Source organism: Streptomyces sp. NPDC003691, assembly GCF_053981115.1.
The window spans coordinates 117,542-132,357 of record NZ_JBSFNQ010000004.1; the positions used below are offsets into that span (position 1 = coordinate 117,542).

The 14,816-nt window shown below is 73.0% G+C and carries 13 protein-coding genes; 9 read left to right on the top strand and 4 right to left on the bottom strand.

The window, feature by feature from the left end; genetic code table 11:
- The first annotated feature begins 100 nt into the window (after positions 1-100).
- The 3 genes from ACWDR0_RS03580 to ACWDR0_RS03590 all read left to right on the top strand — a co-directional run bounded on the left by ACWDR0_RS03580 (position 101) and on the right by ACWDR0_RS03590 (position 1,612).
- Positions 101-694, top strand: a complete 594-nt coding sequence (locus tag ACWDR0_RS03580) for a YdcF family protein (RefSeq protein ID WP_456350015.1) — start codon at positions 101-103, stop codon at positions 692-694.
- Positions 695-878: 184 nt separating this feature from the next.
- On the top strand, positions 879-1,181 hold the full coding sequence (locus tag ACWDR0_RS03585; RefSeq protein ID WP_456349948.1) for a hypothetical protein: 303 nt from the start codon (positions 879-881) through the stop codon (positions 1,179-1,181).
- Complete coding sequence (locus tag ACWDR0_RS03590) at positions 1,178-1,612, top strand: hypothetical protein (RefSeq protein WP_456349949.1); 435 nt, start codon at positions 1,178-1,180, stop codon at positions 1,610-1,612. The genes ACWDR0_RS03585 and ACWDR0_RS03590 overlap by 4 nt, the downstream gene beginning before the upstream one ends.
- A 30-nt stretch (positions 1,613-1,642) precedes the next feature.
- Here the strand turns inward: ACWDR0_RS03590 and ACWDR0_RS03595 are convergent, their stop codons facing one another.
- On the bottom strand, positions 1,643-2,929 hold the full coding sequence (locus ACWDR0_RS03595; protein ID WP_456350016.1) for an MFS transporter: 1,287 nt from the start codon (positions 2,927-2,929) through the stop codon (positions 1,643-1,645).
- Positions 2,930-3,429: 500 nt separating this feature from the next.
- Here ACWDR0_RS03595 and bla point away from each other — a divergent pair, with 500 nt between their 5' ends.
- The 4 genes from bla to ACWDR0_RS03615 all read left to right on the top strand — a co-directional run bounded on the left by bla (position 3,430) and on the right by ACWDR0_RS03615 (position 10,518).
- On the top strand, positions 3,430-4,380 hold the full coding sequence (gene bla, locus ACWDR0_RS03600; RefSeq protein WP_456349950.1) for a class A beta-lactamase: 951 nt from the start codon (positions 3,430-3,432) through the stop codon (positions 4,378-4,380).
- Positions 4,381-4,683: 303 nt separating this feature from the next.
- Positions 4,684-6,141, top strand: coding sequence for a DUF11 domain-containing protein (locus tag ACWDR0_RS03605; protein WP_456349951.1), 1,458 nt, complete (start codon positions 4,684-4,686; stop codon positions 6,139-6,141).
- On the top strand, positions 6,138-8,216 hold the full coding sequence (locus ACWDR0_RS03610; protein WP_456349952.1) for an isopeptide-forming domain-containing fimbrial protein: 2,079 nt from the start codon (positions 6,138-6,140) through the stop codon (positions 8,214-8,216). Before ACWDR0_RS03605 ends, ACWDR0_RS03610 begins: the two co-directional genes overlap by 4 nt.
- 247 nt (positions 8,217-8,463) lie before the next feature.
- Positions 8,464-10,518, top strand: coding sequence for a DUF7507 domain-containing protein (locus ACWDR0_RS03615; protein WP_456349953.1), 2,055 nt, complete (start codon positions 8,464-8,466; stop codon positions 10,516-10,518).
- 228 nt (positions 10,519-10,746) lie between these two features.
- Here ACWDR0_RS03615 and ACWDR0_RS03620 read toward each other — a convergent pair whose 3' ends face one another.
- Both ACWDR0_RS03620 and ACWDR0_RS03625 read right to left on the bottom strand, forming a co-directional pair.
- On the bottom strand, positions 10,747-11,127 hold the full coding sequence (locus ACWDR0_RS03620; RefSeq protein WP_456349954.1) for an ArsR/SmtB family transcription factor: 381 nt from the start codon (positions 11,125-11,127) through the stop codon (positions 10,747-10,749).
- 224 nt (positions 11,128-11,351) lie between these two features.
- Entirely contained in the window at positions 11,352-11,861 is a 510-nt protein-coding gene (locus ACWDR0_RS03625) for an ATP-binding protein (protein ID WP_456349955.1), read from the bottom strand.
- 264 nt (positions 11,862-12,125) lie between these two features.
- Here ACWDR0_RS03625 and ACWDR0_RS03630 point away from each other — a divergent pair, with 264 nt between their 5' ends.
- Both ACWDR0_RS03630 and ACWDR0_RS03635 read left to right on the top strand, forming a co-directional pair.
- Positions 12,126-12,530, top strand: coding sequence for a carboxymuconolactone decarboxylase family protein (locus ACWDR0_RS03630; RefSeq protein WP_456349956.1), 405 nt, complete (start codon positions 12,126-12,128; stop codon positions 12,528-12,530).
- A 10-nt stretch (positions 12,531-12,540) separates the two neighbouring features.
- Positions 12,541-12,747, top strand: a complete 207-nt coding sequence (locus tag ACWDR0_RS03635) for a hypothetical protein (RefSeq protein WP_456349957.1) — start codon at positions 12,541-12,543, stop codon at positions 12,745-12,747.
- 133 nt (positions 12,748-12,880) lie between these two features.
- Here the strand turns inward: ACWDR0_RS03635 and ACWDR0_RS03640 are convergent, their stop codons facing one another.
- Positions 12,881-14,524 carry a right-handed parallel beta-helix repeat-containing protein gene (locus ACWDR0_RS03640; RefSeq protein ID WP_456349958.1) on the bottom strand — a complete coding sequence of 548 codons (1,644 nt, stop codon included), beginning with the start codon at positions 14,522-14,524 and terminating at the stop codon, positions 12,881-12,883.
- Positions 14,525-14,816 lie beyond the last annotated feature (292 nt).

Genomic DNA, 14,816 nt, shown 5'->3' on the forward strand with positions numbered 1-14,816 from the left:
GACCTCACCACCACGCCGAAGGACCTCTGTGAGCGGCAGCCGGTTGACGACCACCAGTACTCAGCGGGCCCAGGCCCGCCTGATCTGGGACTACCACCGGATGGGTCATGCGCCCGAGCCCGTCGAGGTTGCGATCGGCCTGGGCAGCCATGACCTCGGGGTCGCCGACACCGCGGCTCGGCTCTACCACCAAGGGCTGGTGAAGACCCTGGTGTTCACCGGCGGCAACAGCCCCACGACGCAGGAGCGGTTCCCCCGGGGCGAAGCGGTCCACTACCGCGAGCACGCCCTTGCGCTCGGGGTCCCGGACGACGCGATTCTCGTGGAACCCCATGCCGCCAATACCGGAGAGAACATCGCCCTCAGCCGTGAGCTCCTCGCCCGGGAGAACCTCCGGCCCCGCTCGGTGCTTCTCGTGACCAAGCCCTACATGGAACGTCGCGCCTATGCGACCACGCGCCGGGTGTGGCCCGACGTTGCCGTGCGGTGCGCTTCGGAGGACCTGACCTTCGAGGACTACATGACCGGTATCGGAGACCAGCGGCTGGTGGTGGACATGCTGGTCGGCGACCTCCAGCGGATCATCGAGTACCCGCGCCTCGGGTTTGCCGTCGAGCAGACTGTTCCTGATGACGTTCGTGCCGCGTACGCCGATCTGGTGCAGGCCGGATTCACCGGTCGTCTCATGAGGTAGGGCGGCCGTGACCGGCCGGTTGACGATGGGCCGGGGTCGCCCACAGGGGGGTTCGGCAGGGGGCGCGGCAGACGGTGTGCACGGCCCCGTGCGCGCGTCCGCCGCTCCGTGCGGGGCCGTCCTCCGGGCCCGGGTTCCTACGATGGCAGCCACGAGTTGGTGTGCGTACGGGAGAGGAGCCGGGATGGCGAAGCCGCCGAACCAACATCTGACCATGCATATGACCGGTGGGACAGTGCAGGTGCCGGCCACCATCCGGGGGGTGCGTGAGGCTCTGCCCGGGGAACTCCGCGCCCGGTTCACCGCCGAGATCGAAGCCACTCCCGCGGACCGGCTCGGGGTTGTTCTGGCGCGCTGGGCGATGAGCATCCCGACCGCCCACGACGAGGCCGAGGAGGCCTTGGTGGCGCGTCTGCGGTCAGGGGACTTCTCCGGCGTCACCTTTGCCGAGGACCTCGGGGACGACGAGTTCCGGAGCGCCGGATGAGCCATCGCGTTGCCTACTCCGATCCGGCCAGGTGCCGGCTGCGGGACGACTGGGACCTCCGCTTCGCCCTCCGGTTCGCCCTCCGCGTCGCCGAACCCGGCCTCCGGTACACGGCGGCGGAGGACGACGACGGCCGGAACGCCTGGCTCCATGACGGGGAAGCCTCCTGGGCGGTGATCGCCGAGCAGAAGGACGGCACCACGATCGCCTCCCGGGGCGGGCCCCGGCGTCCGGCTGATCTCCTCGACCGGGCATGGGGCGAGTGGACGCGGATGGGGTCCCCCGGCCGGTACGAGTACGGGCTGACCGTCACCCCGGACCAGCAGTACGCGTGGGCCCTGGAACCCGGCACCGGGCCCCACCGGCACCGGCCGCCGGCCCGAGCAGTGCCTGCGGGCCGGCCGGTTGATCGCGGGCATCGCCCGTCGTGACGTCCGTACCGGGGTGGCCCGGGGAACGGCTCAGCCGCCGACGGCTGCCCGCTGTTTCGCGTCCGGTGCCCGGTCCCCGGCGCACTCGGGCGCGGCAACGGTGCCGGGAGCGGGGCGGCGCGGGCGGTGCAGGGCCGTGGCCGCGGACAGGACGACCGGGGTTGCGGCGAGGAGGAAGCACACGGACAGCGGGAGGCGGCCCACCAGGAGTCCGATGGCGGCCGTCGCCCCCGCCGAACCGCCGTTGAAGGCGGTGTTGACCCAGGCGCCCGCCCTGGTGCGGCCGTCCGGGCCGGAGCACTCGTCGGCGATCAGATAGGCGGTGGTGATGGCCGGGGCGACGAACAGCCCGCCGAGCGCGGCCCACACGATGAGCAGGTAGGGGTGGGAGGAGAGCCCGGCCGCGGCCAGGGTCAGCCCCAGCGCCGCCGCGAGGAGCGCCAGCCGCAGCCGGTTCGAGGCACGCCAGGGGAGGGCGCCGTAGACCAGTCCGCCGATGGCACTGCCTCCGCACAGCGCGGCCAGTACCCAGGAGACCGTCTCAGGCGCCCGGTGCTTGTCGGCAAAGGCGATGACCAGCAGCTCGAACGCTCCCAGACACATGCCCACGGCGGCCGAGACGGTGATCGCCTGACGCATCCCGGGGTCGCCCTGGAGCAGTCGGCGGCGCCGTGTCGCGGGCCGGGCGGCGGACACGAGACCTTCGGACGGCACCGGGCCGTCGGGGGAGCGCCGGCCACCGGCCCGGCCGCGGACCACCGGAGAGGTGATCAGGGCGAGTGAACCGGTCAGGACGAGTGCGGCGCTCACCGCGAGACCGGCCGACGGCGCCCCGGTCTGCACCAGCAGCCCCACCAGCAGCGGCCCCGCGACAAAGAGGAGTTCCTCGGCGACCGCGTCCAGGCTGTACGCGCGCTGGAGCATCCGCCGGTCGGGAAGCAGGTCGCTCCACAAGGTCCGCATCACCGGACCGAGGGGCGGCGTACAGGCACCGGCGGCCATCGCCAGGACTCCCAGCAGGGCGCCCGGCGCGCCCTGCCAGGAGGTCGCGCAGGCCAGTCCGGTCAGCAGCAGCGCATAGGCGCAGGCCATGGGGAACAGAGCCCGGCGCGGCCCGTGACGGTCGACCAGCCCGGCCCGGGTCGGCGAGAGGAAGACGCTGGTGAGCGCGAACAGGGCCATGACGGTACCGGCCACGGCATAGGAGCCGGTGGACTCCTTGACCGCCAGTACCAGCGACAGCGAGACCATTCCGTAGGAAAGCCGGCCCAGCAGGGCAGCGGCGAAGGTGCGGCATGCGTAGCGGGTGCGCAGCACAGCCCCGTACGAAGGGGCCGGGGAAGACGAAGACACGATGAAGTCCCTCGGAAACAGCGCCGGACCGATGGGCGGCGCTCGAACGTGCATGGGCAGCGAGAGGCACGCCCGGTGGGCGCGGCCGACGCTGACTCCTATGCACGGAAGAAGGACATGGGGGCACCGTAGCAGGGAGTGGGGCTGAACGGACCGTTTCCGTGTGTACGGATGTAGCCAAAGGGCCGGTGTTGCGGGAGGAGTTCGCCTCACACGGCATCAGTCGGAGGCGCATCGAATCTGTGAGGAGTGCCTCACGGCATTGAGCGGCGGCCCGGCTCGAATGTAACTCCTCTGCCACAGCGGCGAAGCGCCCCGCATACCGGATCAGGGCCCCTGCCAGGGGTGATAGCCGGAACCGAATGAGGGTGTGACCGATACCGGTCTTGGACGCGGCGCCGGAGTCGCTGGTCTGCTCGGGGTGTTGAAGAGCCACGGCACAGCGAGACAGCGGGGTGCGGACCATGACCGAGTCGTACGAATCCATCAGCGGGGCCCGGCGGGTCTCCCGGCGGGGGGTCCTTGCTGTGTTTGCCGGGCTTGCGGCCGGGCCGGTTGTGGGGTGTGCCGGGAGGGATGAGGGCGGGGACGAGCGCCCGGGGGTGGTGAAGCCCTCAAAAACGCGGGCCGCCGAGGGTGCGGGGCGGGGCTTTGTCGCGCTGGAGAAGGAGTTCGGCGCCCGGCTCGGGGTGTACGCCGTCGATACCGGCAGCGGACTGACCGTGGCGCACCGGCCCGACGAGCGGTTCGCCTACGCCTCCACCTGCAAGGCGTTCCTCGCCGCCGCGATGCTGCGCAAGCACTCCCTGAGGGAGCTGGAGCGGCGCGTTCCCTATGGGAGGGACGTCCTTCAGCCGCACTCGCCGATCACCGAGCGGCATGTGGGGAAGGGCATGACCCTGCGCGAGCTGTGCGATGCCACCGTCCGCTACAGCGACAACGCCGCCGCCAACCTGCTCTTCGACGAGCTGGGCGGGCCCCGGGGGCTCCAGGCCGAGCTGCGGAGCACCGGGGACCGGGTCACCCGCTGCGACCGCTACGAGGTCGCGCTGAGCGACGCCGTACCGGGCGACACCCGGGACACCAGCACCGCCCGGGCCCTCGGTACCGGGCTGCGGACCTATGTCCTCGGGGACGCCCTGCCGCCGGAGAAGCGGGCCGTGCTCGCCGACTGGCTGAAGCGGAACACCACCGGCGACCGGGTGATCCGGGCCGGGACTCCGAAGGGCTGGCAGGTCGGCGACAAGACCGGGACCGGGGGCTACGGCACCCGTAACGACATCGCGATCGTCTGGCGCCCGGACGCCGCGCCGATCGCGATCGCGGTCCTCTCCCGGAAGGACGTCAAGGGCGCCCCGCACCAGGACGCCCTGATCGCCAGGGCGGCCGGAGTGGCCCTGCGGGCCTTCGTCTGAGTGGACGTCACGACAGAGCCATAAGAGGTACTTAGATGCTATTTATCCGATGAAATGATCACGCGTGGGGGAGTGAGCAGTCCGTGGACCAAGGATCGGTGATCACGGAGGGCACCACTCATGAAACGCATTCCTGGGCGACGGCCCGTCCCGGGCGGCCGCCGCACAAGCCGTCTGACGGCAGTCTGCTGTGCGCTGGGAGTGGGGCTCCTCGCACTGACCTCACCCGTGAGCGCGAGCGCCGCGAGTACCGCGAGGGCGGGAAGCGCCACGGATACCACGGCAGGGGGCGGTGCCGCGGAGATGACGGAGACCGCGGGCGCCGTGGATGTCGTGGATACGGCGGACGCGGTGGATACCGGCGGGCGAAAGAGAGCTGATGCCGGGTCAGGGGATGAGGAAGCGGTAGGGGGAGGGAAGGGGAAGGGGAAGGACCGGGGCCGTACGGGGAAGTCCCGTACCGGCGGGAAGCACACCGGCAAGGCCCCGAAGACGAAGAAGGCGGAGAAGGCGGACGGGGTCGGCAAGACCTCTGAGTCCCCCGACGGCCGCGCCCGCGGGCGCGCCGATCTCGCCGTGCGCTGGGAAGCGGCCACCGGAGCGGAAGTCGAAGCCGGGGACGGGACCGCGTCCGCCCGGCTCGGGGACGGGCCCGCCGCCCTCGCCGGGCCCGCGGGCGCCGAGGCCACGGGTGCGGCGTCCGATGCCACCGAGGCCGGGTACACCTACACCTACCGCGTCTCCGTCGTGAACCACGGCCCCTCCCAGGCCGTCGAGGTCGTCGTCACCGACCGGCTCCCCGACTCCCTCGTTTTCGTCTCCTCCTCCGACGGCTGTACGGCCGTCGGGCAGACCGTCACCTGCGGCCCGCTGGCCACCCTCGACGTCGGCGAGACCCATACCTGGCTGCTCACCGTCCGCCCCGCCGACGACTACACGGGCGACGGCTCCGACATCACCAATGTCGCCACCGTCACCTCGGACACGGCGGACCCCGACGACGAGAACAACACCGCCGTCCACACCGGTGTCCCGGTCCCGCCGGGCACCGGTGTCGCCGACCTCGCGCTGACCAAGACCGCGCTGCTGCCCCGGGGACGCGACACCGTCACACCCGGCGAGACCTTCACGTACCGCATCACCGTCTACAACAACGGGCCCGCGACCGCGGCCGGGGTCCGGGTCACCGACCCCCTCCCGGCCGCGCTGGCCTTCGTATCGTCGCCGGACGGCTGCCGGATCTCGGACGAGGACGACCGTACGGTCGTCTGTCCGGAGCTGGCCGCGCTGCCGGCCGGGGAGTCCACCGTGTACGACATCGTCGTACGGGTACGGGAGGACGCGACCACCCGCGGCGGCGGAGGTGGCGGTGGCGGCGGGGACCACTCCGGGCACAGCCGCTGCGCCCTGGAGAACACCGCCTTCGTCATCTCACGGACCCATGACCCGGTACCCGCCAACAACGGCAACCGGCCCGGCACCACCGGCCCCGACGGCGGCCCCCTCTATCTGGAGCACCCCGGGCAGAAGCCCCACAAGCCCCAGGAACCCGGTGAGCCCGGTGAGTCCGGCAAGCCTCCGCACCACCGGCCGCCCCATCAGCCGCACCAGCTCGCCCACACCGGCAAGGACCTGCCGGGCTGGCTGCCCTGGTCCGCCGGGCTGACCCTGGCCACCGGCGGCGCCCTCGTCCTGCTCTCCCGCAGACACCTCCGTGCCCCCGGTCTCCCGGGCGACCCGGAGGAGGCCGCGCGCCCATGAGACTCCACTCCGGCCGACGGTTCCTGGCGGTGCTCGCCCTCGCCCTCGCCGCCACCCTCACCCTGTTCACCGCCCCGCCGCCGAACACCGCCGCGGCCGCGCCCCGCGCGATGCTGAGCTTCCCCGTCCACGAGCCCTTCGACAGCGCGGTCGGCAATCTCGGCAGCCTCACCGGCAATGCCAGTTATGTGAGCGGCGGCTGGCTCCGGCTCACCAGCGCCGCCACCACCCAGGCCGGCGGCTGGGAGATGAACGACTCCTTCTCCACCGGCCTGGGGATCGTCGCCGAGTTCACCTACGCCACCTACGGCGGTGCCACCTTCGACGGGAAGCGCGGCGACGGCCTCACCTTCTTCCTCGCCGACGGCTCCGCCGCCAACGGCACCGGCGCCCCCGGCGGCAGCCTCGGCTACGCCTGCGGCGGCGGCCCGCCCTGCAACCGTGGGGGCGTCCCCGGCGCCTTCCTCGGCATCGGCCTCGACGAGTTCGGCAACTTCTCCTCCAACGCCGTCGGCAACGGCGGCCCCGGCGGCCAGGCCAACCGGATCGTCCTCCGCGGCGGCGGCAACGGGAACACCGGCTACCGCTTCGGCACCTCGGCCGCCGGACCCGGCGGCACCGTCGAGACCCAGGGCCGCGGCGACTACCGGACCGTCCGGGTCACCGTCACCCCCAGCGGCAGCCGGCTGCTGGTCTCCGTCTGGTCCGACACCGGCCCCGGTACCGCCCTCACCCAGGTCATCACCGACTACGACGTCTCCACCATCACCAACCAGCCCGCCCTCCCCTCGACGCTGAAGGTCGGCTTCTCCGGCGGCACCGGACTCGCCACCAATATCCACGAGATCGGCGACCTCAAGATCAACGTCCCGGCGGATCTGTCGGTCACCAAGACCGGCAGCCCCGCCACCGCCCGTGCGGGCGACCCCGTCACCTATACCGTCACCGTCGCCAACAGCGGCGCCAACGACGTCACGGGCGCGATCCTGCGGGACTCCGTCCCCGGGCTGACCAATGTGACCTGGACCTGCACCGCGACCACCGGCAGCAGTTGCGTCCAGCCGTCCGGCAGCGGGAACAGCATCACCGCCTCCTCGAACCTGCTGCGCAACGGCTCGGCGACGTACACCATCAGAGGCACCGCACCGAGCACGGCGGGCACACTCACCAACACCGCCACCGTCTTCCCGCCGACGGACCGCACCGATACCAACTCCGCCAACGACAGCGCGTCCGCGACCACCACGGTCACCGCGCTCGCGGACGTCTCGGTGACCAAAGCGGGCGTCGGCAGCGGGCCGGTCACCCCCGGGCAGACCTTCGACTACCGGGTGACGGCGAGCAACGCGGGCCCCTCCGGCACCACCAATGTCAGGATCACCGACACCCTGCCGGCCGGGCTGACCTTCGTCTCCTCGACGGACGGCTGTACGGCGTCCGGGCAGACCGTCACCTGCCCCACCGCTGCGACGATGGCCGCGGGCGGCACCCAGTCCTGGACCTTCCGGGTGAAACTCGCCGACACCTATACCGGCAACGGCAGCGACCTGGGCAATACGGCGACCGTAAGCCACGGTGTCGCCGACCCGAACCAGGCCAACAACACCACGTCCGCGGTCACCCCGCCCGGCGGCGTCACCGAACCGCGCGCCGATCTGCGCACCGCCAAGGCGCCCGTGACCACTACCCCCGTCTCCCCGGGGCAGACCTTCGACTACCGGGTCACGGTCACCAACAACGGTCCGTCGGTGGCCCGGGGCGTGAGGTTCACCGACCCGCTGCCCGCGGCCCTCTCGTACGTGTCGTCGACCGACCCCTCCTGCTCGGCCTCCGGGCAGACGGTGAGCTGCGGACCGGCCGCCACGCTGGCCGTCGGGGCGTCCGTGAGCTGGACGTTCCGGGTCCGGATCGACCCGGCGTACGCGGCGGACGGTACGGCCCTGCGGAACACCGCGACCGCCTCGGCGACCACCAACGACCCGGACCTCACCAACAACAGCGGCACCGGGGGCGTACCGGGCGGCCGGGTCACCCCGCCCACCGCCGATGTGACGCTCACCAAGCGGGCCGACTGACCGACCCGGGTGCCCGGGCCCGGATGACCTTCCCCCGCGGCCCCGGGCCCGGTTTCCGGCCGGGCGCCGGGGCCCGGCCCCGGCCCCGGACCCGGCCCCGGCCCCGGACCCGGCTCCGGTGACCCGTACCTCCTTGTCCCCGATCCGTATACCCGACCCCCGTACCCCCGATCCCGACGAATGGACCCGATACGAGATGAGATCGAGCAGCAGACGAGGGCGGCGTCCGCGATCCGTGGTGAGAGCCGTGGTCGCCGCCGCCCTGGCCGGTGCCGCCGTACCCCTGTGGTCCGGTGTCGCCGCGGCGGCGCCCCTGACGCCCGCCCGCGTGGTGACGCAGCTGGCGGCCCCCGCCGCCACCCCGCCCGGCGGGCTGGTGACGTACACCCTGACCGCGCGGAACAACGGCCCCTCGGTGGCCCGTGACGTGGTGGCCACGGACACCCTGCCCGAGGGCCTGGAGTTCGTGTCGTCGGCCGACGGCTGTACGGCCGCCGGGCTCACCGTGACCTGCGGTCCGGAGCCCGAGCTGACCGTCGGCGAGACCAAGACCTGGACCTTCGTCGTCCGGATCGACCCGTCCTACCAGGGCGACGGCTCCGACCTCGGGAACACCGCCACCGGCACCTCCGAGGCCGTGGACCCCGACCCGGACAACAACAAGACCGACCCGGTGACCCCCACCGGGCCGTTCGACCCGGTCTCCGACCTCAACACGCTGAAGACGGCGATCGGTTCCGGTCCGACCGTGCCCGGCGAGGAGTTCCAGTACCGGGTCACCGTGGAGAACACCGGCCCGTCGGACGCCCGGAACGTCACCGCGACCGACAATCTGCCCGCCGGGCTGAGCTTCGTCTCCTCCGGCGACCCCTGTACGGCCTCCGGGCAGCGGGTCACCTGCGGACCGCTCGGGGTGCTCCGCGCCGGGGACAGCGTCTCCTGGACCTTCAAGGTCAAGCTGAGCGACTCCTACACCGGCGACGGTACGAACCTGCGGAACACGGCGACCGCGACCTCGGACTCCGAGGACCCGAACCCCGAGGACAACACCTCGCCGCCGGTGCTGCCGCCCGGCGGGGTCACCGATCCGCAGGCCGATATCTGGGTCACCAAGCGGCCGACGACCTCCACGGTCATCGCGCCCGGCCAGACCTTCCAGTACGCGGTCACCGTCACCAACGACGGCCCGTCGCGCGCCGTCAACGTGCGGGGTTCCGATGTCCTCCCGGCCCCGCTGGCCTTCGTCTCCTCGCCGGACGGCTGCACCGCCGCCGGACAGACGGTGAGCTGCGGACCGCAGACGACACTGGCCCCCGGCGCCTCGAAGACCTGGACGTTCACGGTCCGGCTGGACCAGAACTACCGCGGTGACGGCTCCGACATCCAGAACGTCGCCGTCGTCGACTCCGACACCGACGACCCGGCACCGGGCAACAACACCAGCCCGCCCGCCGGACTCCCGGGCAGCGCGGTCAACCAGCCGTACGCGGACCTCGCGGTCACCAAGGAGGCCGAGGGCACCGTCTCGCCGATCCCCGGCCAGACCTTCGACTACCGGATCACGGTCACCAACAACGGCCCGTCGGCGGACGCGTTCAACGTCCGGCTCACCGACGAGCTGCCCGCCGGACTGTCGTACGTCTCCTCGTCGCCCGCCGGCTGCACCGTCTCCGGGCAGGCGGTCAACTGCCGCCGAACCACCCCGCTGCGGGTCGGCGAGACCGTCGAGTACGTCCTCACCGTCCGGGTCGACCCGGCGTACAAGGGCGACGGCAGCGACCTGCTGAACACCGCCAAGGTCACCGCCGACAACATCGACCCGGCGAGCGAGAACGACACCGACACGGCCGGTGTCCCCGGCGGCACGGTCCAGGCTCCGTCCGCCGACCTCGGCATCGTCAAGCGGCCCGTCACTTCGACGCCGGTCGCGCCCGGCGAGACCTTCGAGTACCAGGTGACGGTCACCAACAACGGGCCGTCGCAGGCGGAGGACGTCGAGGTCGACGATGTACTGCCGACCGCGCTGACCTTCGTCTCCTCCGACGACGAGTGCATCTCGGGCGATTCGGTGGTCTGCGGACCGCAGCCGACGCTCGCCCCCGGAGCCTCCGTGACCTGGGTCTTCCGGGTCAAGCTGGCGCCGGACTATGTGGGCGACGGCTCGGACATCCGGAACACGGCGACGGTCGACGCGACCACCCGGGACCCGGTGTCGTCGAACAACAGCAGTACGACGGGGACGCCGGGCGGCACGGTCCGCAAGCCGACGGCCGACCTTCAGATCACCAAGAAGACGCCGTAGCGGTAACCGGTAACCGGTAACCAGGTACCGGGTACCGATGACGGTGCTCCGGTAGCGCCGGGGCCGTACCGCCGCCGTGAGGTGGTGGTACGGCCCCGGCCTGTTCGTTCCGGGGCCGGCGCGGGCCGGTTCGGGGCCGACGCGAGCGGTACGGGACGGTACGAGGGAGGGTTCGGGGTGTTGCGCGGGAGGGCCCGGTGCGTTGCGGGGGAGGACCGGGGCAGCCGGTCAGGGGCGCGGGCGTATCCGGCGGGCCGACGGCCCCTGCGGGCCGTGCCGCTGCTCCCTCGCCCGCAGGTCCTCCAGGAGCTGGGCCTGGTCGGTGAGGAGTCCGGTGAGGATGGTCCGGGCGACCCGGAGCAGCTCGGCGACCTCGGGGCTGGCCAGCGCGTAGATCACGGCGGAGCCCTCGCGGCGGGTGACGACGAGCCGGGCCCGGCGCAGCACGGCGAGCTGCTGGGAGAGGCTGGCGGCCTCGACCCGGACTTCGGGGAGGAGTTCGGAGACCGCGTGCTCCCGCTCGCTGAGCAGCTCCAGGACCCGGATCCGCACCGGGTGGCCCAGGGTTTTGAAGAACTCCGCCTTCAGCTGGTACAGCGGCGCGCTCATCGGCCCGGCCCCGCCGGATGTGTGCGCACCGTGCATCGCGTCCCCTGAGAACTCTTCGCCACCATGGGCTCATCATCGGGCATGGCCCCGGGTCCGTGGGCGGGGTGGCGTGTCCTCGCCCCGTTCGGCGCGTGCCGTGCGGTGCCCGTCGCGCGGTCCCGGGCGGTCGGAGGGCGGGGCCCGGGCGGTCCGAAGGGCGCGCGGTGACGGCCCGTCCCGGGCGGTCAGAGGGGGAGGGCGATCCAGACCGTCTTGCCGTGCCGGGGATCGCCCAGTACGGAGGCGGTGCCGCCGAGACCGAGGGTCAGTTCCATGACGGTGGCGAGCCCGCGGCCGGCTGCCGGTCCGGTGTCCCGGCCGCGCCCGCTGTCCGGTCCGGTGTCCCGGTCCGGTCCGGTGCGCGCCCCCCGGGCCGCGTTCCGGTTCCGGTTCTGGAGGTCGGGCCGGTCCGGGTGCCGGTCGTGGACGGCGAGGGCGAAGGTGTCCGGGCCCGCCCCGAGGATCACCGTGAGGGTGGGGGAGAGGGCCGCGGCGTGCCGGACGCTGTTGGCGACCAGTTCGGCGAGGATCAGCAGGGCCGGGTCCGCGACCGGGTGGCGGAGCCCGATCCCCCACTCCACCAGCGCCTGTTCGGCGGTCTCGCGGGCGGTGCGGACCGACTGGCCGGTGCTGGGGAGGGTGAGGACGAGGCGGCGGGGCAGGGCCCGGAGTTCGGCCAGCCCGGGGAGCGACACGGTTCTCGGATCCCCTTCGCACGGCGTGGTTCGGGTCGCGGACGGCCCGGGGGCAGGCGGCGGCCGTACCCGGAACCACCGTGGGCCCGGTCCGTCCGACGGTCCAGCATCCAGCGGATTGCAGGTTTTTGCAATTCGCCAGTCTGTCGGGGTACGGAGCCGGTGACGGTCGCCGCGAAGAGGTCTACGCTGGTGTTTATGGGCCCTGAGCGGCCCGGGACCGGGTATGCGCGGGCCCTGTGCGCGACCACAGGAGGCATCGCCATGACCACCACGGTCAACCGTGCCGAAATCGAGGCCGAAATCAAGGAGACGCTGGGACTCGTCCCGCACTTCCTCTCCGGTATCCCCACCGAACTGCTCGGCCCGGAGTGGGAGATCTTCAAGCGGCTCGAACTCGGCGAGACGCTCATCCCGAACAAGTACAAGGAACTGATCGGTGTGGGGATCCACGCCGAGACCAAGTGCCGCTACTGCACGCTCTTCCACACCGAGGCCGCCAGGCTGTTCGGCGCCACGGACGAGGAGATCCAGGAAGCGGTCCACTACGCGAAGGCCAGTCTGGGCTGGAGCGCGTACATCAACGGTATGCAGGAGGACTACGACCAGTTCGCCGCGGAGCTGGCCGAGATCGCGGCGTACGTCCGGTCCAAGGAAGACGCCGCCTGACGGGGCCGCCATGGAACTGGAACGGATCCGCCCGACCGTACTGCGGGGCACCTTCCACGCATACGAGCTGGCCGCGCTGACCGCCGCCGCCCGGTACGTGGTGGAGTCCGCGCCCGCGGAGATTCCGCCGGAGGCGCTGGAGCAACTGGCCGTGGTGCTGCGGGAGTACGACGACCAGGTGCGCTCCCTGGGCGCCCCGGGCCACCGCGTCGGGTAAGCCGGCCCGGCCCGGCGCCTCCCCGCCCGGCGAGGTACGGTCCGGTGCTTCCCCGTCCGGCGAGGCGCGGTCCGGTGCTTCCCCGCCCGGCGGTGCCGGGCAGCTGGATCCCCCGTCCGGCCGTACGGCTCCGTCAGCCGGCCGCCCCGCCCGCGCCCGGCGCCGGCCATACGGCGAGTGCCACCCCCACCGACACGCACTCCTCCACGACCGGTTCCGCACCGGGCTCCGTATCGAGGTCCTGCGGCGCGTCGTGGACCCGTACCCGCCGCAGCAGCGGCCGGGCCCCGGAGTCCACCCGGACCGCGGGGAGTTCGGCGCCGAGGACGGCGCACTCCTCGATCCGGCCCCCGCCGTCCGCGCGGACCGCGATCCCGTACTTCCCGGGCCGTACGATCCGCACTTCCCGCAGCTCCGGCCGGGCGCCGCCCGCGATCTCCACGCCGGTACCCGCAGGGGCCACCACCTCCACCCGGGTGACCAGGGGCCGGGCGCCCGGCCCGGCCACCAGACCCGCGGCGCCCGCGCGCACCACCCGGCTGTCACCGATCTCCTGATCGCCCGGGCCCAGTACGACCCCGGGCCCTCCGGTGTCGGAGATCTCGCAGTCGCGCATACGCAGTCCGGCGCCGCCCCCGGAGGTCACTCCGCCGAGGCAGGAGCGGACGGTCACCCCGTCGAGTTCGGCCCGGGCCCGCTCCGAGACGTCGACACCGGAGCGCCCGCAGTCGGCGATCCTGCCGTCCGCCAGGGTCAGCCGGGCGTCGGCGACGAGCCGGACACCGTGCTCCGGTGTCCGGCCGATGCGGACGTCCCGCAGCTCGGTCTCGCTGCTGCCGCCCGTGTGCACGGCGCCCGCCCGGCAGTCCGTCAGCTCGCCGCCGGTGAGCCGGACGGTGGCCGAGTCCGCGGCGAACAGGCCGTGACCGGCGGCCGAGCGGACCACCGAGTCCTCGGCGGTGAGCCGGGCCGCACCGCGGGCGGCGAGCCCGGCGGAGCCCGTACCGGCGATCCGGGTGCCGCTGATCCCGGCCCGGGCGGTGTCCCCCGCGCTCACCCCGGTGCCGCCGGTGTCCCGGAGCAGGCAGTCGGCGAGAACGGCCCGGCCGGAGCCCCCGACGCGTACGGCGTCCCCGGCGCAGTCCCGGATCCGGCAGTCGGTGAGCAGCGCCGTGCCCTCGTCCCCGACCAGCACCCCGGCGAGCCCGGCGCCCGTCACCACGGCGCCGGTCAGCTCCAGCCGGGCCCCGCCGCGCACCTCCAGCCCGCCGCCGACGACCGTGCCGTCGGTCCAGCGGGTGCGGCCGCCGCTCAGGACGACGGCGGGCCCGGCGGGACCGACAGGGCCAGTGGGACCGGCCGGTCCGCCGTCCCCGCCGTCAGCCGTGCAGGGGTCGGCGGCGGCACGGATCACCAGGCCCCGGATCTCGACGCCGTCGCCACCGGTCACTTCCAGTACGGGATCTCCGGCCTGTCCGGGCTGCTCGGGCCCTCCGGGCAGCCGGGGCTCCGGGGCGATGACGACCGTGCCCGCGGCGGCGCTCGCCTCCGCTGCCCCGGCCGGACCGCCGCCGGGTTTACCGGGGCCGCCGGGAAGTGTCTCGGGGACGATGCGGACGGCCCGCTCGACGCGGATGCGCTCCCGGTAGACCCCCGGGGCGACGCGTATCTCGTCCCCGGCCGCGGCGGCGGCCAGCGCGGCGGTGAGGGAAGGGTGCGCGCCGGGGACGCCGGGCGCGACCCGGTGGACGCTGAGGTGGGGCGGCATAGTGGTCATCGCGAAGCTCCGGTGCCGTTCGGGGAAAAGGGCGGTCATAGGGGAACGACGGGTCCGGGAGACGGATGAGTTGCTCCCCCGGGGCCGCCGCCGGGGCCGTCGCGACAGGGGGCGGGAAGGCTGTTCCGGGCTGGGGCGGCGCGGTCGGTACGCCGTTGTACGAGTGCCGTCGTGCGAATGCTGTGCTTCGTGTGCCGTCAGGGCCGCGCCGCTGAGGGCGGATACCGGCCGACACCGTTCAATACTGAGGAAACCGCGCTGAGGTTGCCTGGGACTGACGCATTCTTAACAA